Annotated in this window: 15 protein-coding genes; 11 read left to right on the forward strand and 4 right to left on the reverse strand. The window is 44.3% G+C overall.

Annotated elements, in window-relative coordinates; genetic code table 11:
* The first annotated feature begins 138 nt into the window (after nt 1-138).
* From FAM09_RS21855 to FAM09_RS21865, 3 genes are all read left to right on the forward strand, one after another.
* Nucleotides 139-420 (forward strand): hypothetical protein, encoded by a 282-nt coding sequence (locus FAM09_RS21855; protein ID WP_136579273.1) that lies wholly within the window; start codon nt 139-141, stop codon nt 418-420.
* Between the two features lie 265 nt (nt 421-685).
* Nucleotides 686-2,896: an alpha-N-acetylglucosaminidase gene (locus FAM09_RS21860; RefSeq protein ID WP_136579274.1), complete on the forward strand. Its 2,211-nt coding sequence runs from the start codon at nt 686-688 to the stop codon at nt 2,894-2,896.
* A gap of 292 nt (nt 2,897-3,188) precedes the next feature.
* Nucleotides 3,189-5,132 (forward strand): LTA synthase family protein, encoded by a 1,944-nt coding sequence (locus FAM09_RS21865; RefSeq protein ID WP_136579275.1) that lies wholly within the window; start codon nt 3,189-3,191, stop codon nt 5,130-5,132.
* Nucleotides 5,133-5,150: 18 nt separating this feature from the next.
* Here the strand turns inward: FAM09_RS21865 and uxuA are convergent, their stop codons facing one another.
* On the reverse strand, nt 5,151-6,308 hold the full coding sequence (uxuA, locus tag FAM09_RS21870) for a mannonate dehydratase (protein WP_136579276.1): 1,158 nt from the start codon (nt 6,306-6,308) through the stop codon (nt 5,151-5,153).
* Nucleotides 6,309-6,422: 114 nt separating this feature from the next.
* Nucleotides 6,423-8,351, reverse strand: a complete 1,929-nt coding sequence (locus FAM09_RS21875; protein ID WP_136579277.1) for a sialate O-acetylesterase — start codon at nt 8,349-8,351, stop codon at nt 6,423-6,425.
* A gap of 307 nt (nt 8,352-8,658) precedes the next feature.
* Here FAM09_RS21875 and FAM09_RS21880 point away from each other — a divergent pair, with 307 nt between their 5' ends.
* From FAM09_RS21880 to FAM09_RS21895, 4 genes are all read left to right on the forward strand, one after another.
* Nucleotides 8,659-9,699, forward strand: coding sequence for a LacI family DNA-binding transcriptional regulator (locus FAM09_RS21880; protein ID WP_136579278.1), 1,041 nt, complete (start codon nt 8,659-8,661; stop codon nt 9,697-9,699).
* Nucleotides 9,700-9,886: 187 nt separating this feature from the next.
* Nucleotides 9,887-12,028, forward strand: coding sequence for an alpha-glucuronidase family glycosyl hydrolase (locus FAM09_RS21885; RefSeq protein WP_136579279.1), 2,142 nt, complete (start codon nt 9,887-9,889; stop codon nt 12,026-12,028).
* A 174-nt stretch (nt 12,029-12,202) separates the two neighbouring features.
* Nucleotides 12,203-12,952, forward strand: coding sequence for an SDR family NAD(P)-dependent oxidoreductase (locus tag FAM09_RS21890; protein ID WP_136579280.1), 750 nt, complete (start codon nt 12,203-12,205; stop codon nt 12,950-12,952).
* 23 nt (nt 12,953-12,975) lie between these two features.
* Nucleotides 12,976-14,043: an endo-1,4-beta-xylanase gene (locus FAM09_RS21895; protein ID WP_136579281.1), complete on the forward strand. Its 1,068-nt coding sequence runs from the start codon at nt 12,976-12,978 to the stop codon at nt 14,041-14,043.
* Nucleotides 14,044-14,057: 14 nt separating this feature from the next.
* On the opposite strand, the gene FAM09_RS21900 is transcribed toward FAM09_RS21895, so the two are convergent.
* Entirely contained in the window at nt 14,058-15,572 is a 1,515-nt protein-coding gene (locus FAM09_RS21900) for a TolB family protein (protein WP_136579282.1), read from the reverse strand.
* A gap of 179 nt (nt 15,573-15,751) precedes the next feature.
* Here FAM09_RS21900 and FAM09_RS21905 point away from each other — a divergent pair, with 179 nt between their 5' ends.
* The 3 genes from FAM09_RS21905 (at nt 15,752) to FAM09_RS21915 (ending at nt 19,126) form a co-directional block, all read left to right on the forward strand.
* Nucleotides 15,752-16,870, forward strand: a complete 1,119-nt coding sequence (locus FAM09_RS21905; RefSeq protein ID WP_136579283.1) for a redoxin family protein — start codon at nt 15,752-15,754, stop codon at nt 16,868-16,870.
* 446 nt (nt 16,871-17,316) lie between these two features.
* Entirely contained in the window at nt 17,317-17,955 is a 639-nt protein-coding gene (locus FAM09_RS21910) for a response regulator transcription factor (protein ID WP_166437227.1), read from the forward strand.
* A gap of 307 nt (nt 17,956-18,262) precedes the next feature.
* Complete coding sequence (locus FAM09_RS21915) at nt 18,263-19,126, forward strand: hypothetical protein (RefSeq protein WP_136579285.1); 864 nt, start codon at nt 18,263-18,265, stop codon at nt 19,124-19,126.
* Nucleotides 19,127-19,201: 75 nt separating this feature from the next.
* Here the strand turns inward: FAM09_RS21915 and FAM09_RS21920 are convergent, their stop codons facing one another.
* Nucleotides 19,202-19,546 carry a hypothetical protein gene (locus FAM09_RS21920; RefSeq protein ID WP_136579286.1) on the reverse strand — a complete coding sequence of 115 codons (345 nt, stop codon included), beginning with the start codon at nt 19,544-19,546 and terminating at the stop codon, nt 19,202-19,204.
* A 307-nt stretch (nt 19,547-19,853) separates the two neighbouring features.
* Between FAM09_RS21920 and FAM09_RS21925 the strand changes: the two genes are divergently transcribed.
* Nucleotides 19,854-20,477: a helix-turn-helix transcriptional regulator gene (locus FAM09_RS21925; RefSeq protein WP_136579287.1), complete on the forward strand. Its 624-nt coding sequence runs from the start codon at nt 19,854-19,856 to the stop codon at nt 20,475-20,477.
* Nucleotides 20,478-20,631: the final 154 nt, after the last annotated feature.

The following is a 20,631-nucleotide window of genomic DNA, read 5'->3' on the forward strand; positions in this document are numbered from 1 at the left end:
ATAGTATAGACCATTAAACAAAACAGGGCTATTAAGATAATTTGAATTAGCTTTCATAGAGATAATTACTAATATCTTAATACATTTTAAAACTCCCGTGATCAGCCATCATTATTCCAAAACCATTAAATAATTTATATGAACACATTTACTGCCCGGGTTGAATTGCATAGTGCGAACCCAAATGATTATAATAGATTATACACTGAAATGCAAAAAGAATCGCTGGTTGCCGCAGGCGCCAAAGCAGATACCGGGAATGTTGAATTTAAAAGCAAGGATAAATTATCAATCAGAGAGGTTATTGATGCAGTAATTCGGGCCGCTTCCAAAACAGGTAAGAAGTTTTCTTTTACCGTAATGAAAGATAAAAACCTTGACAAGCTGGAAAGCAGAATGCGCTATCATTTACAACACTAAACTAGTGGTGAGTAGCTAGTAGCCAGTAGGGAGAACTCCGCAACTTTTTCATTTCCTACCAGCCACTAGCTACTTGCACTCGCCCTCATCCTACCTCTTACATCTTATTTCTTACCCAATACCTCTCCTCTGTGCTCCTGCCTTATCAACTCGTCCACTTACTTCCCTCCTAACGAAACCGGTTTCGTTAAGGCATTTTGGCTACTAGTAAAATTGGCTTTATCTTGATGGCGCTACCGATTTGGTATGATGAACGGATAAAACTATGCAAAAACAAGTAACACCCAGGCCACACAGCTTTATGCTGCTGCTCATGGTCGCGATGCTGCCGCTCTCTATTACTGCCCAATTGAATAAAAATGCCTCCCTCGCACTTATTCAACGGGTATTGCCAAAACACGCCACACATTTTATAGTAGAATCAATTCCTGCCGAGAATGGGAAGGATATTTTTGAAATAGAAAGCCGGGCCGGTAAAATCGTTTTGCGTGGCAATAATGGTATGTCGGTTGCCTCGGCTTTGTATCATTACCTCACCGAATATTGCCATTGCCAGATCACCTGGAATGGAAGCAACCTGCAATTGCCTGCCACCCTTCCGGTAATAAAAGAAAAAGTACATAAGGTTACTCCATATACCTATCGCTACTACCTCAATTATTGCACATTCAACTATAGCATGAGCTGGTGGGACTGGAACCGCTGGCAAAAAGAAATTGACTGGATGGCCCTGCATGGGATCAATATGCCGCTGGCTATTACCGGGGAAGAATATACCTGGTATGTTGTTTATAAAGAAATGGGCTTTAGTGACGATGAATTGAAAGATTTTTTCAGCGGTCCGGCTTATTTTGGCTGGTTCTGGATGGGCAACCTGGATGCCTGGGGCGGTCCGTTGCCATTAAGCTGGATGAAAAGCCATAAAGTTTTGCAGGAAAAAATACTGCAACGCGAAAGAGAATTGGGCATGAAACCGGTATTGCCTGCCTTCACCGGCCACGTACCCTCAGCATTTAAAAAGAAATATCCCAACGCAAAATTAAAAGCCACCAACTGGACGAATGGTTTTGCCGATACTTATATTCTTGATTCGGAAGATCCGTTGTTTGCCGAGATCGGTAAAAAGTTCTTGCAAACCCAAACAAAATTGTTTGGCACCGATCACCTGTATTCAGCAGATACTTTCAATGAAAACGAACCACCTTCCGATGATCCTGCTTACTTATCAGCACTCAGCGCGCGCGTGTACGAAGGCATGAAACAAGCCGATACGGCTGCTACCTGGGTAATGCAGGGCTGGTTGTTTTACAGCGATCGTAAATTCTGGAAAGCGCCGCAAATTGAAGCATTGCTGAAAGCGGTGCCAGCTAATAAAATGATCTTACTCGATCTGGCTGCAGAAATTGAACCGGTTTGGAAACGCACCGATGCTTTTTATGAAAAGCCCTGGATCTGGAACATGCTGCACAACTTCGGGGGTAATGTAAACATGTTCGGTCGCATGGATGGCGTAGCGGCCGGACCAGCATTGGCTTTGAACGATACCGCATCTGGTAAAATGTGGGGCATTGGTTTAACCATGGAGGCCATTGAACAAAACCCTGTGATGTATGAACTGATGATGCAACACACCTGGCAAACAGAACCCATTGCGCTGGATGCCTGGTTACAAAAATATGTATTGAACCGCTATGCCACTACCAGCAACGACCTGGTGAATGCCTGGCAGATCCTGCGGCAAACCGTATACAACGGAAAAGAGATCAGGGATGGCGCAGAATCGATCATTACCGGCCGTCCAACTTTTGATTCCACTACCGTATGGACCCGCACCAAATTGAATTACGACCGCAAAGACCTGTTACCGGCCTGGGACCTGTTTATTCAGGCAGCCAATAAAGGTATTCATACTGAAGGGTTCCGCTACGACCTGGTAGATATTACCCGGCAAGTGCTGGCCAACTATGCCGGACCGTTACAAAAGAAATGGATAGCTGCCTATAAAGAAAAAGACACGGCAGCTTTCTATAAATACAGCAAGGCGTTTTTACAACTGATCAGCGATATGGACCTGTTGCTGGCTACCCGCAAAGATTTTATGCTGGGCCCCTGGTTGTCTACCGCCCGCAGTCATGGCACTACACCAGCAGAAAAAGCATTGTATGAGCAGAACGCCCGTGACCTAATTACGCTGTGGGGCGATGCCAATAGCCCGTTACATGAATATTCGAACCGGCAATGGAGCGGATTGCTGAATGATTTTTATAAACCACGCTGGCAGCAATTCTTTACACTCCTGCAAAATTCATTGCGTACAGGTACCGAACCAGACCTGAAACAATTTGAGGAAACGATCCGCAACTGGGAATGGAAATGGGTGAAGACACAGAAGGGATTCCCTGTTGTTCCTACAGGCAATAGTGTGCAAGTGGCGCAGATGATGTATAAAAAGTACCGGAAGGAAATTGAGAAATGAGAAAGTAAGAATTATGAATAAGGAATGAGAAAATAAATACAGCGAATGCTGAATATCGAATATTGAATGTTGAATGTCGAAGTAAATAGGAGCGTATAGTGTGTTGAAAGCATGTATTAAAAAAATAAACCATAAAAGAAAATTGCAATTACCAGGCACCGGCAGAATTTGAAGAATATTGAATTAATCGTATATTGTCAATTACACACGAGCATCAATACCATCTAACCATTGCCTTCAGAATTCCTTCAAATTCACTATTTCATTTACAGTTTCTATTCTTGCCATGCACATGAAAAAAACCCGGTATTCGATCCTGATTAACTTCATCCTGTTATTCCTGGTCATTTCTTTCGTTACAAGAACCATTCTTTTAGTATTGTCATTTCATAAAGCCGACCTGTCGGTTTTGTCGGGCTTGTGCATTTATGGTAAAGGGCTGGTTTTTGATAGCGTAGTAGCTTTTTATTTTTGTGCGCTATATGCCATCTACCTGCTGGTTTTGCCGCACCGTTGGAATTATTCCGTTGTAAACAAAGTATTGACCTACGCAGGCTTTTTCCTGGCGGTGCTGATCATTATGTTCTCCTTTTTTGCAGAATTCGCTTTCTGGGATGAATTTGAAAGCCGGTTCAATTTTATAGCTGTCGATTACCTGGTATACACGTTTGAGGTGATCAATAATATCAATCAATCGTACCCACTTCCCTGGCTCATCAGCGCCATGGTGTTGCTCACCGTGTTGGTGATCTTTATTTTTCACAAGCGAAAAATATTTCAACAAAGCTATTATTCCTATACGCCTTTTAAGGAACGGCTCTTATTTACAGGAATCGTTTTGCTTTGCGGGGTCCTGGGCTTTTTGTTTATCTCCAATTCCTGGGCCGATACCAGCCGCAACCGGTACCAGAATGAATTGTCGAAAGCAGGCATTTTTTCATTCATTGCAGCTTTCAAAAACAATGAACTGAACTACTATGATTTTTACGCTAAAGAGCCCGAAGCCAGTGCATTTTCAATAGCCCGGTCACAATTACAGGAATTCAATGCACAATACAACAGTCACGGGAATAGCATCCGGCGGCTGATCAACAATGCTGGTATTGCGCAAAGACCAAATGTAATAATGGTAACGATTGAAAGCTTCAGCGCCGATTTCATGGGTCATTTTGGCAATACCCAACAACTTACGCCCGTGCTGGATGCGTTGGCCGATTCAGGCATTTTATTTACGAATATGTATGCAACAGGTACGCGCACTGTACGGGGTATGGAAGCGTTGACCTTATGCGTTCCGCCTACGCCCGGCAACAGCATCGTACGGCGTACTGATAATCAAGGGTTGTTTTCAGTGGGGTCTGTTTTCAAAAAAGCAGGCTATACAAGAACATTCTTTTATGGTGGCGATGGGTACTTTGACAATATGAACCATTTCTTTGGCAACAATGGATTCGACATCATCGATAAAGGGGGCCGGTTTTCCCCCGGTGATCACTTCAATACCACCAGGACCATTATTCCCGATCAATACATTCATTTCAAAAATGCCTGGGGCATTTGCGATGAAGACCTATACGATGCCGTTATCCGGGAAGCAGATCTCCGTTATTCCAACCAACAGCCTTTTTTTGATTTTGTGATGACCACCTCCAATCACCGGCCTTTCACCTATCCCGACAAAAAGATAGATATTCCTTCCGGTTCGGGCCGGGAAGGCGCTGTAAAGTATACTGATTATGCCATTGGGGAATTCATTAAAAAGATCAGGTTAAAACCGTGGTTCAATAATACGATCATCATTTTTGTAGCGGATCATTGCGCCAGCAGCGCCGGTAAAAACGAGATCAATGTTTCAAAATATCATATTCCCTGCATCCTGTATAATGTAAAAGGCAATACGACCCATGCCGTTAATAAACAATGCTCGCAGATTGATCTCTTTGCCACCTTATTTGGCATGTTGAACTGGAAATATGAGTCTGGCTGGTATGGCAAAAATGTGTTGCTACCCGATTTTCAACCGAAAGCCTATATTGCTACTTACCAGAAGCTGGGTTATTTGCAACAGGACAGCCTGGTTGTGTTAAGCCCGCAACAAAAAATTGCCACCAGTATATGGAATGCGCAAACCGATGAACAACGTTCAATCAAAAACGATCCGGCACTTTGTAAAAAAGCGATTGCGGCTTATCAAACAGCTTATTACCTGTATAAAAACGGTGGAATGAAAGAATGAGAACGACACAAGACTAACCTATAAACTCCTCGTAATCCCCAACTCCAGTCCCCGCAATTCTGCCAGTCCGCGCAGGCGGCCAATGGCGCTGTAACCGGGATAGGTTGTTTTCTTCAGGTCATCCAGCATTTGGTGACCATGGTCGGGCCGCATGGGCAGCGACACGCCTCTTTTTTGCATCACCAGCACCAGTTCCTTTATTACGGCATACATATCTACATCGCCGGTGAGGTGACCGGCCTCGAAGAAATTACCGGCCGCATCCCTTTTGGTGCTACGCAGGTGCACAAAATGAATATGATCGCCATATCGGTTTACCATTCCGGGTAGATCATTATCTGCCCGAACCCCAAATGACCCCGTACAAAAACACAAACCGTTTGCGGTTGAGGGAACCGCCCGCAGCAGGTCTTTTACATCCTGCTCGGTGCTCATAATGCGGGGCAGGCCTAATACCGGGTAAGGAGGATCATCAGGATGAATGGCCATTTTCAAACCACATGCTGAGGCTACGGGTACCACCTGTTGTAAAAAATAAAACAAATGTGACTTCAGCTTTTTCGCATCGATGTGATGATACGTCGTTAATGCCGCCAATACCTGTTCTTTGGTAAAAGGCTCATCGCTGCCCGGTAAACCCAGTAAGGCATTGCGGTACAGTGTTTCTTTTTTTTGAGGCGTTATATTGTGGAGGTATGACCTGGCTGCATTAAGCTCTTCTTTTGTATATTCTTTTTCCGCCCCGGGTCTCTCGAGCATAAATACATCAAAGGCAATAAAGGCCAGGCGCTCGAAGAACAAGGCTTTACTGCCGTCGGGCATTTGATAATCTATATCGGTACGCACCCAATCGAGTATGGGCATAAAGTTATAAGTGATCACCTCAAGGCCGCAAGCGGCAACGTTGCGAAGGCTTTGCTGGTAATTTTGAATGTATTGCTGATAATTACCGGTCTGCTTTTTTATGTCTTCATGCACAGGCAGGCTTTCAATGACCGTCCACCGCATGCCGGCGGCTTCTATCATTGCCTTTCGTTTGTTGATCTCGTCTATTGTCCAAACGTCGCCTACGGGAATGTGGTGTAAAGCCGTTACTACTCCTGTACATCCTGCCTGTCGTATATGTTGTAATGGAACGGGATCGTTAGTACCAAACCATCTCATTGTATACTCCATATCATTGTAAGTTATTGGTTCATTTGTGGTTTAGTTTCAAGTTTTGAGTTGTTCAGTTATTAAGTTATTTGTTCAAGACTGAACAACTCATTAACTGAATAACTTACGAACTTATTACCAATCATCCGTTCTAAACGACGAAGCCGGCAAGCCTTCCTTATTGTATAGATTCGCGCCTTCAGGATTGTCGGCCCAGGCATAACGAACTGCAACGGGATCCGGCACCTGTTCACTCCACACCACTACCTTCTTCCCTTCAATAACAGCCTTCGCCCAAACAAATTTTTTATCTGCCCCTGCTATAGCAAAATATTTCAACTCATTGTTCCCTTTCGCCATCAATCCGCTTCCCGTATTGGTAAATTGAAGCACCAGCTTATTGCCTTGCTTCGTCTTCGACTGGTATAACGGACCCGAATACACTACTTTCTGATCACCATACGCCTGTTTTTGTGCCCATAATGCCAGCCGTTTTCCTACATCTGCTTTGTTCAACGGGTGTATATCGTTCCATTCGCCAATATCTGTTATCACAGCCATGCCGGTATTGGGTAGCGACAAGGTCTTCAACTGCGCTTCGCGCGTCATGGCCCAACTGCTTTCGCCCGGCTGTTCTTTTGCCGCCATGTAATTGGCGAGCTGTACAAATAAGAAGGGGAAATTTCCCTGGTTCCATTGTTGCCGCCAGGTATTTATTACCGCAGGAAATAATGTGCGGTATTCAACCGGTTTGCCTGCGTTGGATTCGCCCTGGTACCAGATCACCCCTTTGATGCGATAATTCAACAACGGCGAGATCATGGCATTGAACAATCCTGTTGGCTGGTATTGAAAAAAAGTTTGTGACGGCAATGGAGAAGCAGTAGTGCCTAATGCAAATTGCCAGTCGCCGGTAAGGTCGATGGTCTCCTCTCCTGCTATCAACTGGTAAGGTTTTTCAGTTACAAATCCGCCACGCCCTGAGTTGTTGATAACGCGCACCACAATGGTATTCTTTCCCGGTTGTAACAGGCCGGCCGGTAATTCATATCTTCTTGGTGGATATTGATACCCGGTAGTTCCCGCAAAGCGACCATTCACAAATACGGAATCCTGGTCAACAATTCTTCCCAATAACAACTGCACCGGTTTACCAGTCATGGAAGCCGGCACCTGTATATCTTTTCGAAACCATACAACGCCATTCACGCCTTTCAACCCATGTTGTTCCCAATAACCGGGAATGGGCATCTTTTGCCAGCCTGCTACATTGCAGGCGGTATCGTACCAGGGTTTTGCATCGTGCAATCCTTTATCCTGCAGCCAGATCGTTTTATACCAGTTATCGCGTACCTGCCTGTCGTAATTGCGAATGCTATCTATATAGCCGTTACGCCTGTATTTCAAAGCGGTTTCCAGGTGATTCGGAAATGCTTTTAACGCTGCTGAGTTCAACCAGGCTTCAGCAGGCGATCCACCCACGGCAGCTTTTATTAACCCAATTGGTACCTGGTATTTTTCGTACAGCGACTTCGCAAAAAAATAGCCTACAGCAGTGAACTGTAACACGGTTTGCGGGTCGGCCAATTGCCAGTTGCCCGATTCAACATCTTTGCGGCTTTTTTGAAAATCATAGGTAGTGCTCACGTTGAACTGCCTGATGTTCGGGTTGGTTGACGCGGCAATGATCGCCGCATACTTTTCTTTTACCCGCTCCATGGGTAATTCCATATTCGATTGCCCCGAACACACCCACACGTCCCCTATCAAAATGTTCTTTATTACTATTCGATTGCTGCCGGTAATTTCCATCTCATACGGCCCGCCGGTTTTCATGGCAGGCAATGTGATCATCCAGATACTATCGGCGCCGGTGGTGGTTATATAGGTTTTGTCTTTAAATTTGACATTCACCTTTTCACCTACTGCCGCCCAGCCCCAGATAGATAATTTGGCATCTCTTTGCAGCACCATGTTATCACTGATAAGGCGGGGCAGTTTCACCTGACCTGTAGTGGCCAGGCAAAAGAGACTCGAGATAAGTATGTAGATATAGCGGATCATAATGTAGATTACAGGTTGCAGGTTGCAGGTTGCAGGTTTCAGGTTACAGGGAAAACCGGTTACCGGGTACCAGTTGCCGGGAAAGTCAGTTTCAGGTTTTCACCATTCACCATTGACCATTCACCCTTGACCATAGCCTTTTCCGGTGTAAAAATTTATTTTCAATCGTTTTAATATACATGGCAAACAATTGACTAGCAATTCATGGCACTAATTTATAGATAAAAAAGCATCAATGTAACCGATTACATTGTTTTTTTAAAAATAATTTTACTTTACCTTTACTATCATATATGTAAGCGATTGTATGACAAAACCCAAAGAAGTAACGATTTACGACCTCGCCCGTAAATTGAATGTCTCGATAGCTACCGTAAGCCGGGCCTTAAAAGACGACCCTGTTGTAAGTAAAAAAACCAAGAAGAAGATCTTCGACCTGGCCGAAGAAATGGGCTACCGGTACAATCACTTTGCCCGCAATTTGCGTGAGCAACGCACCTACACTATTGGCGTTATTGTTCCCCGCCTCAACAGCTATTTCATGAGCACGGTCATTGCCGGTATTGAAAGTGTTGCTAATAACGAAGGTTATACCCTTATTATTAGCCAGTCGTCTGAAAAGGCCGATAAAGAAATGGCCAGCGCCAAAACCATGTTCAACAACCGCGTGGATGGCATGCTGGTTTCCCTGGCCTACGATACGGAGGACATTGCGCATTTTGACCAATTTATAAAGAAGAATATTCCACTCATTTTTTTCGACCGCGTAGCAGACCATCCCGATTGCACCAATGTTTTAATTGATAACCGCAAAGGCGCATATGAAGCTACCTGCCATTTGATAGCACAAGGCTGCCAACGCATTGTTCATATAACCGCTACACCAAAACGAAATGTATATGTAGATCGATTGGCCGGTTACAAACAGGCATTGGCCGATCACCAGATCCCGTTCGATGATAAATACATACTGATCAATAACCTGAGCCAGGAAGCCGGTGCACAGGCCGCCGCAACCATTCTGCAGATGAACCCATTGCCCGATGCCATTTTTGCTGCAAACGATAATTGTGCCGTGGGCTGTATGATAGCATTGAAAAAAGCAGGCCTTCGTATTCCGCAGGATATCGCATTCGCCGGTTTTAATAACGACCCGGTTTCAACAGTCATTGAACCTAATCTTACCACCATTAATTACCCGGGTTATAAAATGGGAGAAATGGCAGCCACCAGTCTCATTAACCATTTAAATGGCGTGAACAGCATTGACTCAACCAATACCATCTTGTTAAGATCGGAATTAATTATACGAGCTTCATCGTTGAGAACAAAGTCAGATAGTGAATGAGAAAAGAGCTGCAAGCTGCAAGCTGCAAGTTGCAAGCTGCAAGCCGCAAGCTGCAAGCAATACAGCTTAAAGCCAAAAGCCGAAAGCAAAAAGGAAAGCCGCAGGAATTGTATTAGGCAATCTGCATTGAACTTTGAACTAAGAACTGAAAACTGAAAACTGAGAACTGAGAACTGAGAACCCCCATATGAAGAAATTGCTCATTATTATTATTGGTATTCTTATAAACAACTCTTTACTGGCAGAAGACGGCTACCGTTTGTGGCTGCGGTATAACACGGTTCACGATCCTGCTTTATTACAACAATACCGCCAACAGATCACCAGTATTCTTTCCCCCGGTGATGCTGATGGGTTGTTCAGGGCGCAGCAAGAATTGATCACGGGCCTCTCCGGGTTACTGGGCAAACAAATATCCATGCAAATGGGTGTCAACAACGGCACCGTCATGGTTGGTCTGCCCCAGCATTTTTCTTTTATCCGTACACTGGTGGGTGATACGGCACTGGCGCGTTTGGGAGAAGAAGGATTTATCATTCGCACCACACGCCGCGACGGCAAAAGCGTCATTTTGATAACAGGCAACAAGGAAGCCGGTATTCTCTATGGCGTATTTCATTTTTTACGGTTGCTGCAAACGCATCAGCCTATACAACAACTGAACATTTCCAGCACACCGAAAATTCAGCTTCGCTTACTTAATCACTGGGATAATCTGAATCGCACCGTTGAACGGGGTTATGCCGGCGGTTCTATCTGGGACTGGCAACGTTTACCAGGATATATCGACCAACGATATATTGATTATGCGCGGGCGAATGCTTCAATAGGCATCAATGGTACTGTACTTACCAATGTAAACGCCAATGCGATGGTGTTAACGGAAGCCTGGTTGCAAAAAGTGGCCGCACTGGCCAATGTATTCCGGCAATATCATCTCAAGGTTTATCTCACAGCCCGCTTTAGCGCACCGGTTGAAATAGGCAAACTAAAAACAGCCGATCCGTTGAATGCAGAAGTAAAGCAATGGTGGAAAGAGAAAGCGAATGAGATCTATCGCTCTATCCCTGACTTTGGCGGCTTCCTGGTGAAAGCCAATTCCGAAGGGCAACCGGGTCCGCAAAATTATCAACGTACACATGCCGATGGCGCCAACATGCTGGCCGATGCCGTGGCGCCGCATGGCGGCATTGTGATGTGGCGTGCTTTTGTATACAGCAACGAGTCACCGGAGGACAGGTTCAAGCAGGCTTATAATGATTTCAAACCACTCGACGGGCAATTCAGAAAAAATGTTTTGGTACAGGTAAAGAATGGCCCCATCGATTTTCAACCGCGCGAACCATTTCACCCGCTCTTTGGCGCTATGCCGCAAACCCCGCTGATGATGGAGTTTCAGTTAACACAGGAATACATGGGTTTTGCCACCCACCTGGTTTACCAGGCGCCTTTGTTTAAAGAGGTGCTGAACGCCGATACGCATTCGAAAAGCAGCAGCACGGTTGCACAAATAATCGACGGCACTGCCAATAACCATACATTGACCGGCATGGCCGGGGTAGCTAATATCGGCAGTGATATCAACTGGACCGGTCATCCATTTGGGCAGGCTAACTGGTATACATTAGGCCGGCTGGCATGGGACAACAGCCTTACTTCCGCCCAAATTGCCAATGAATGGATCCGGCAAACCTTTTCCAACAAAAAAGCGTTTGTTGATACGGTACAACAACTCATGCTGGCTTCCCGGGAGATCATGGTCAATTATATGACACCGCTGGGCCTGCATCACATCATGGGCTATGGACATCATTATGGTCCGGCGCCCTGGTACAATAAGGCGCCGCGTGCCGACTGGAACCCGGTATATTTTCATAAAGCCGATTCTATTGGTATCGGATTTGATCGTACAGCAAGCGGCAGCAATGCGCTGGCGCAATATCAGCCTGCCGTACGGCAGCAATTTGAAAATATGGCTACCTGTCCGGAATACTTTTTATTGTGGTTTCATCATGTACCCTGGGATCATAAAATGCGTTCCGGTAAAACCTTGTGGGAAACCATGTGCGATAAATATTATAGTGGAGTAGACTCGGTGCGTTGGATGCAACGCAGTTGGAACCGGATGCAAAATTTTATAGATGCAGAACGGTTCAACCAGGTTCGGCAATTGTTGGCGATCCAGGAGCAGGAAGCGGTGTGGTGGCGCAATGCCTGCCTGTTGTATTTTCAAACCTTTTCCAGGAAAGCGATACCGGCGGGGTATGAGAAACCGGATCGTACTTTACAATATTACCAGGAGTTGAGTTTTCCTTATGCTCCGAATTAGCGAAAGCCAGCGAGTAGTAAGTAGCAAGTAGCGAGTAGGGGAAAGCGAGCATGCAGAATTTAGAAAATCGTAGCGAGCATTAAATATAAAGCCCTACTAGCCATTCACCACTAGCCACTAGCTTGACACATAGAGCACAAAGGTTGAAATATAAGAAATATAAACCTAGTATTAATGAATACAGTTAATCAAACAGTAGCGATCGTAACCGGCGGTGGTTCTGGCATAGGCCTGGCTATTACAGAAAAATTTATACAAAACAATATTACTACGGTTATTGTGGGTCGTGACCCTGAAAAACTGCACCAGGCCAAACAAAATCTCGGCACCTTGTGCATACCTATAGTTGCCGACCTGAGCGACCTGGAGGCTATTCCCGCATTGGTAAAACAGGTAATTACCCAATTTGGACGTATCGACATCCTGGTGAACAATGCCGGTATAAATATGAAGAAAGAATTTACCGAAGTAACCAATGAAGATTTTCAAAAAGTAATACAGACGAATTTAGTGGGCGTATTTGCATTGTCGCGCGAGGTGGTAAAGACCATGTTACCAAATAAGAAAGGCAGCATCGTCAACATCAGCTCTATGGCGGCGCAATACGGCATTCCGAAAGTAATCGCCTATTCGGCTTCCAAAACAGCTATTGAAGGTATGACGCGGGCCATGGCTACGGAATTGTCGCCCCAGGGCATTCGCATCAATTGCATTGCCCCTGGTTTTATTGCAACAGATATGACATCCAAAGCATTTAACCAGGATGTTGAACGTAAAAATAAAGCATTAGGCCGTACGCCCATGGGCGTTATGGGTATGCCCGGCGATATCGGGGATGCCGCGCTGTTCCTGGCCACCGATTCATCCCGCTATATAACAGGCGTGGTATTGCCGGTAGATGGCGGAAACTCCATCGGGTTTTAAGAACAAAACTCAGCTACAAGAATATGAAAAAAACATTGTTTGCCTGTTTACCCCTGCTCCTTTCTATTACTTTATGCGGTCAAAACGCAACAAAAGGACTGAAAGATTATTATGCAGCTTATTTCCCGATCGGCACAGCCGTGAGCATGCGCTCGCTATCGGGGCCGGAGGCAGAACTTATCATCCAACATTACAACAGCCTCACGCCTGAAAATGCCATGAAAATGGGGCCCATTCATCCGGAAGAGAACCGGTATAACTGGGTGGTTGCCGACTCCATTGTGAACTTTGCACAAAAACATGGGTTGAAGGTGCGCGGTCATGCACTATGCTGGCATGAACAAGCGCCCAACTGGTTGTTCAAAGATGCTGCCGGAAACACAGTTACCAAAGAGGTTTTACTGAACCGGCTGAAAGAACACATCACCACCGTAGTCAATCGCTACAAAGGAAAGATCTATGCCTGGGATGTTGTGAACGAAGCGGTTGACGACGACAACTCCCGCTTATTACGGAATTCTTTGTGGTACCAGATCTGTGGTGAAGATTTTATTATCAAGGCGTTTGAATATGCACATGCTGCCGATCCCGATGCCGTTTTGTTCTATAATGATTACAATACCGAACGGCCGCAAAAAATGGAGCGCATCTACCAACTGTTGAAAAAACTGGTGGATGCCAGGGTACCTGTTCATGGCGTGGGGTTACAGGCGCATTGGTCGTTATTCGAACCCAAAGAAAAGGAGCTGCGCACCGCCATTGAAAAATATTCATCGCTCGGTTTGAAGATACAGTTCACCGAACTGGACATCTCCGTTTATCCCTGGGAAAAGAACCGCCGTGCCAGGCGCCCCGACGATAACGATGCATTTACACCTGAACGTGAGCAACAGCAATTGGAGCAATACAAAAAGGTGTTCAGTATTTTCAGGGAATACAAGCATGTTATCACCGGCGTTACTTTATGGGGTGCTTCTGACCGTACTACCTGGCTGGATAACTACCCGGTAGCCGGCCGCAAAAACTATCCGTTATTATTCGATCAGAATAGGCAGCCGAAGAAGGCGTTTGAGGCGGTTACTAATTTTTAAGCTGTTCAGCATCTCTAATAATTCGACACAAACGCAATATACTTACCATCGGGCGACCACGAAGGCACGTTTATAGTACCCTGCCCGCCATATACATAAGCAATAACGCGGGGAGCGCCTACAGTGGTCAGCGGCATCAAACGCAACAGCACCCGTTTATAAAAAGGATGATCTGCAGGATCGATATCTGGTGGAAATGAGATCATGACCATCCATTTTCCATCAGGGGAAATATGTGGGAACCAGTTGTGGTATTCATCATACGTTATTTGTTCTTTTCCCGATCCATCTGGTTTCATTCGCCAGATCTGCATTGTTCCCGTAACGTTGGCATTGTAATAAATATACTTACCATCGGGTGCATATTCAGGTCCGTCAACATGCCCGGTGGTATTGGTAGTGAGCGGTATTTCGGCGCCCCCATTCACATTCATCTTATAAATGTTGTATACCCCGCTATCGCGATGTGCCACATAAACCACCTCTTTATTGTTGGGCGCCCAGCCATGCCAATACGAAGGTGTTTTGGCGGTAAGTAATTTCGGGGTTCCCCCTGCCAGTGGCATTACGTAAACAGTTGATCCGCCACCAGGCAAACCAGCCCGGTGATGACTAACTGCTAACTGCTTACCATCAAACGAAATGCCATGGTCATTGTTTAACCGGTCAAGATCGCCCACCCTAAATTGTTCAGGCGTTCCCCCTTCTACCGGAATAGTGTACAACTTTCCTTCTGCATTGAACAACAGTTTTTTTCCGCCGGGCATAAAGTTAGGCGCTTCAAAACGACCGGTTGATTCATGAATGACCTTTCTTCGTAAGTCCCAAACATCCATCACTTCCAGGCGGCTGTTTATAAATCCCTGGCGATACGCATTATAATTCTCCGCTACCGGTTTGTCTATTCGTACATTCCATACACGCGCTTCTTCCACCACATCGGCATCATGCGAACAAATAAATAAACCAGCCAACGCCGAATCCGGCATCTCGGGCATTTCTTTAATACCCACTGTTTGCAGCGGTTCGCCCGGGTGCGCCACCCGCATAATGAACCTGTTCCCGCTTCGTTCCAATTGTATTACCTGTACGCTTCGCTTGGCAAAAAATAGCTCATCCTGAGGGTCACGCATATAGGCGCCGCGCAACGGACGCCATTGCAACACAGTTAACCCGTCGCCGTGTGAAACAGCGCTAATATGAATAGCTTCGGCATCGGTAGCTGCCCGAACCATCCAGCCGGTCTTACGATGATGATTTGATCCCGGTCCAATAAATTCAAAATTAGCGGTGAGTATAAAATCACCTTTCATCTTTTTATAAGCGTATTGAAATTCATCGCGGTTAAACCAGATATTATACCCGGCTCCTTTCAGTGTGTAGGTTTGCGAACCGGCATCGTATTGAACCGAACCTTGCTTTTTGGGATTGCCAACACCTGATTGAAAGTCGAAAATGCCGAGAGCTTGCTGTTGTGCCAGCAAAGCCGTTTGTATAAAGAAGAAGAATAGAAACGATAACACCTTCATATAATATGATTAAATATAATTACAGGAATTGTTCCCGTACTGAAGGTACTACAAAGTCATTCTTTGATCTGTTACAGGCAGGTAACCGGTTAAGAAAATAGCATACGCGGTTAAAAAAGTGTTATATAAAAATAAGGGTTACCTGCTATAAAATTGTAACTTTTCATAAATAATCTTTTATGAAAGGGTTGTTTTTCTTTCTCCTGCTGCTGCCAGTTGTTGCATTCCCGCAAAACTCGCATGTAGACCACAAAACACTTGCCATTGGGTCACCCGCTCCTGATTTCAAATTGCCTGGTGTTGATGGTAAAACCTATACCTTGTCGTCTTTTAAAAATGCCGGGGTGCTGGTTATCATCTTCACCTGTAACCATTGCCCTACGGCCCAGGCATATGAAGACAGGATCATTCAACTAACAAAAGACTATAGCGCCAAAAAAGTGGCGGTAGTGGCCATTAGCCCCAATGATCCAAAATCGGTCAGGCTCGATGAATTAGGATATACCGATATGAGCGATTCCTTTGAAGAAATGAAGGCCCGGGCAAAGCAAAAGCACTTCAACTTTCCTTATTTATACGATGGCGATGCACAAGCCACCGCCAAAGCATATGGCCCGGTGGCCACGCCACATGTTTTCATATTCGACAAAGCGCGTACCCTGCGTTACCAGGGCCGGATCGATAATATAGAAAAGCCAACCAAAACGCCTACCGAGCTAAATTCCCGTGACGCAATTGACGCTTTACTGCAAAACAAACCTGTTCCCGTTGAAACCACCAAAGTATTTGGCTGCTCCGTTAAATGGGCCGACAAAACATCGCTGGTAAAAAAAGGATTCGAGGAGTGGGCCAAAGAACCGGTAACAGTGAATACGATCAGTGAAACAGCTTTAAAAGAGCTGCTGAAAAACAATTCAGATAAGCTGCGACTGATCAATGTATGGGCCACCTGGTGCGGCCCCTGTGTTACGGAGTTCCCTGAATTCATTTCCATTAACCGGATGTACCGGCGGCGCGATTTTGAATTTATCAGCATCAGCGCCGATGATCCTGCCAAAAAAGAAAAAGTATTGAAGTTCCTGCAACAGCAACAGGCTTCCAATACCAATTACCTGTTTGCTATAGATGATAAATACAAACTCATAGAGGCCATTGACCCCACCTGGCAGGGCGCCTTGCCTTACACTATACTGGTTGAACCGGGCGGTAAGATCATTTATGGAAAACAGGGCACCATTGATCCTGCAGAAATAAAACAGTTAATTGTAGACAACCGGCTTATAGGCCGGTTTTACTAAACAACCGGAAATTATTCGGTAAATGTTTTCCGATCATATATAACCACCTGGCAAATACTATCTTGCCAAACCTGCAGTATTTACTTTTTTTTAGTACAATTTGTAATTACATTTGAAGACCAGAACACATTATCCAATAAACATATTTAGAAAATAAAATATGCTTTATCCGATAGTGTAGTAGCTGACAATCCGCCGCCCACTTTGTAATACATAGATCATCGACCGAATTACAATCGTGCCCAATTCGATTACTTGTTACTGTTGATGATCAAAACATGAAACATTGATTCCTGTTCCATTTTAAGACAGACAACTACATTAAGTAGTTTTTATCGCAACAATGGTAAATCATGTACTATTCATAGTACTATCGCTTACCTCTGTATGTAGATAAATTTATGATTCAATTCCCATTAAAAACCTCAAACCCAACCTCTAAAACCATGATTAAAGTCGGCTTGATCGATGACAACTATTTTTTGCTGAACAGCTATAAAGAGTTCCTGCAGGGTTTTCCGGATATTTCAGTTGTCTTCACGTTTATGTCATTGGCAGAATTAACCAAAACCATTAGGCATGGTTTGCATATTCCGGAACCGGATATTGTTTTGCTGGATATCAATCAGCCACAGGTAGCCGATAACAAAGGGGTTCAAACAATCCTGGAAATTTATCCGCACAGCAAGATCATCATCATCAGTGGCGATGACGATGAAAAATATATTGTTCAATCGCTTAAATCAGGGGCCAGTGGCTTTTTGATCAAGAACGCCAAGCTGATGGATATATACAGCTCTATCAGGGATGTATACAATTCCGGCGCCTGCCTTTCGCCAAAAGCAGCCAAAAAACTGATAGATCACCTGAAGAGCAATATATCGGAGCAACTGGCAACCAAACTTACCAAACGCGAAATGGAATTGGTTAACCTGTTAAAGGAAGGCTTTTCATATAAAGAGATGGCCAAAAGAATGTTTGTTTCTGTTTATACTATTAACCATCATTTAAAAAACATTTACCAGAAACTAGGCGTAGAAACAAAGTCAGAACTCATATCCAAGATCCTTCAAAAGACCATTTGATCTGGCTACTGCCCCTGATATGTACAGGTATTTCACGAATGCTGCTGTAAATACTATTCATTAAAGCAGGATATAGCAAAGAGGCCAGCGGTACATTTGCTTATCACAAAGGTATATTATAGTGTTTGTTTCCCCCCTATTGTAAACCACTCCAACATCCACAGTAAGGTTTAGTACTCCTATTAAGCGACAAGAAATTCCAATTACACCTTCACTTTATTATTGAAAGACCAATCGGAACCAGGTAACGGGTTTCATTTCGTAGTGCCGGGATAAAGCTTTTCATCTGGCTATGCATATTTTTTTTATGAGACTTAATAAAACTAAATATACAACAGTAGTAGCCAGGTGGAATCTGAAAAACCGCTTTGTCCTGGCCTTTTTTCACGGCCTGCTCGTGGCAACCCTCTTTTACACAGCCATTGAGTCGCATTATGAATCTTCCCTGTACGAGCAAATAGTTTCCACCATTAACTCGGCACCAGCGGCAAAACAATCTGAAGATGCTTTTCTGGTGCAAGCCATGCACCTCACCCATCAATTGCTCAATAACCGGCAACCTTATTTTAACCGTCCATTTACCGGCATTAAAACATCGGTTTTCTATCCCACCACTTTTGACCTGGCAACTGCTAATGGAGCCTGTGGCAGTTATTCACGGGTACTGGCAAGGATTTTACAAACAGCCAATGTAAAAGTGCGTTTTGCTGAAATGGAAGTCAATGGGCAAAAAGGCGGTCACATAGTTCTTGAAGCAAACACTTCGCATGGCTGGGTAGTATTGGATGGCTTGTATGATCTGTATTTTACAACTCCCCACGGAAAGCTGGCCAGCTTTGCTGATGTTCAACACAACTGGCCTTATTATAAAAATCAGGTGCCACTACAGTACAACGGCGATTACCGGTATGAGGGTGTTCATTATACCAATTGGAATAAGATACCGGTGCTGTTACCAATGGTAAAGAAAATTGCACAATGGTTACTTGGGAAAGATAGAACAGCTCAACTGTCATTACGCACCTATTTCCTGCAACCATACCGTGTAATTTTCTGCAGCATCCTTGGTTACTATGCGCTTATTCTGCTTGGGCTTTGCTATAAGTGGTTACGATCGAAGCAACAAACTAAAATCATGCTTCATTCCGATCGTACGCTGGTTTTCCAATAGCATAAAAAAAGGTCCGGAAGCTACCCGCCAAACACCCTTACCTTTCCGCTCCCGGACAATAACATGCTGTAGCTGCTACAACATCCTGCTTCGCAGCGAAACCGCAATAATAACAGAGTCGGGCGTATTTATTTTACGCCACGCAAACGCTTTCCAGTTAGGCCAGTTGCATTTGTTATTATAATTATTCAGCACGCCACGCAAAATATCTTTGATCTCACCCACATTACAGGTTTCTTTATTGGCAAATACCACCACCAGTTCGGCATAGCTGGGATATTGCACCTGCTTCTGCCGGTGAATGAAGTTGCTGCCAGCCAGGATAACCTCCTGCAATGCAGAGTGGTATTCGTCATCCGGCTCCGCATCATCAACATCGAACCGGTAAGGCACAAAACCTTCTGTAAATTCGTCTTCCATACATGGCGAAAAAGTATATAACGTGATATACTTATCGATTTTTTTAAGAATTGACCGACTACTAAGAAAAGTAGTTCGTACTTGCTGAATAATGCCGTTTTTGTTTAGCAAAACGGAATTATAGATGTTCGCACAGGGTGGAACAGTAGTAATAGAGTACAATAGATTTAGTTTTAATTAGTATTAGGATTAATGCAAAGATTGCAGTCACAATCACATAAAAAAACTACTATTTCAAGTCATTTTATTCTTTTTGTCAACCGTTAGCTTTGAGTTAAATGCCCTCAACATCCTATAAAAACAAGATATGAAGAATGTAGCTGCATCACTCAACCGGGTGCTGGTAATTGACGACGTTCCTGTAATTGCTTTCGGTTTGCTTGAAACCTTTACCTTACTTAACAAATCGGTAACTGTTGCTTACGAATCCAATGTTTTTTCAGCATTATCATCCCCAACGCTCGTTGCAGAGGCATTCGATCTGCTGGTAATAGGCGTATTACCTCATGACACGTCAACATCGTTAAGCAAAATGATCGTTGATCTGAAGAAACGGTTCGGGCATCCCAAACTAATGTTGTACGCAAGTAATTATTGTCATTCCGTTATTGAAAAAATGGATATATGGAGTATCGATGCATATGTTCATCGTTCTGAAAGTATGGAAGAGATCCAAAATGCCTACACCCGCATCTCCATGAATGAAAGATATATCTCAGAGCTATTCTACACTTTGTACAATGACTACTGCTTAACCCGCGACTGGATGGAGCCGGGCTCTCAATTTATTTCAATGAGCCCGCCTGAAAAGAACATCCTGTTGTTACTCTGCCAGGGTAAAGGCGTACAGGAGATAGCTTATATTTTACATACTCCCGTGAATGAGATCCACATGCATCTGAATATGTTTCGCAACAGGCTAAATGATTAGCACATAAACAATAAAAAAAAGCCCTCCATCGAAATGGACGGCTGTGGTTACCTCTGAAACCAAAATGTATATATGAAGTAGTGCAAGATATACGAAAGCATGCCCTGCTTCAATACTTGAATTAGTAGTTTTATTAAACCATAAGATCAACTTA

Source organism: Niastella caeni (assembly GCF_004834005.1).
GTDB classification, from domain to species: domain Bacteria; phylum Bacteroidota; class Bacteroidia; order Chitinophagales; family Chitinophagaceae; genus Niastella; species Niastella caeni.

Bases quoted from the DNA above. Each gene is read 5' to 3' on its own strand.
- FAM09_RS21915 (WP_136579285.1), top strand. From the start codon at position 18,263: ATGAGACTTAATAAAACTAAATATACAACAGTAGTAGCCAGGTGGAAT.
- FAM09_RS21925 (WP_136579287.1), top strand. From the start codon at position 19,854: ATGAAGAATGTAGCTGCATCACTCAACCGGGTGCTGGTAATTGACGAC.
- FAM09_RS21905 (WP_136579283.1), top strand. From the start codon at position 15,752: ATGAAAGGGTTGTTTTTCTTTCTCCTGCTGCTGCCAGTTGTTGCATTC.
- FAM09_RS21920 (WP_136579286.1), bottom strand. From the start codon at position 19,546: ATGGAAGACGAATTTACAGAAGGTTTTGTGCCTTACCGGTTCGATGTT.
- FAM09_RS21855 (WP_136579273.1), top strand. From the start codon at position 139: ATGAACACATTTACTGCCCGGGTTGAATTGCATAGTGCGAACCCAAAT.
- FAM09_RS21910 (WP_166437227.1), top strand. From the start codon at position 17,317: ATGATTAAAGTCGGCTTGATCGATGACAACTATTTTTTGCTGAACAGC.
- FAM09_RS21895 (WP_136579281.1), top strand. From the start codon at position 12,976: ATGAAAAAAACATTGTTTGCCTGTTTACCCCTGCTCCTTTCTATTACT.
- FAM09_RS21890 (WP_136579280.1), top strand. From the start codon at position 12,203: ATGAATACAGTTAATCAAACAGTAGCGATCGTAACCGGCGGTGGTTCT.
- FAM09_RS21880 (WP_136579278.1), top strand. From the start codon at position 8,659: ATGACAAAACCCAAAGAAGTAACGATTTACGACCTCGCCCGTAAATTG.
- FAM09_RS21885 (WP_136579279.1), top strand. From the start codon at position 9,887: ATGAAGAAATTGCTCATTATTATTATTGGTATTCTTATAAACAACTCT.
- FAM09_RS21875 (WP_136579277.1), bottom strand. From the start codon at position 8,351: ATGATCCGCTATATCTACATACTTATCTCGAGTCTCTTTTGCCTGGCC.
- FAM09_RS21900 (WP_136579282.1), bottom strand. From the start codon at position 15,572: ATGAAGGTGTTATCGTTTCTATTCTTCTTCTTTATACAAACGGCTTTG.
- uxuA (WP_136579276.1), bottom strand. From the start codon at position 6,308: ATGGAGTATACAATGAGATGGTTTGGTACTAACGATCCCGTTCCATTA.
- FAM09_RS21865 (WP_136579275.1), top strand. From the start codon at position 3,189: ATGAAAAAAACCCGGTATTCGATCCTGATTAACTTCATCCTGTTATTC.
- FAM09_RS21860 (WP_136579274.1), top strand. From the start codon at position 686: ATGCAAAAACAAGTAACACCCAGGCCACACAGCTTTATGCTGCTGCTC.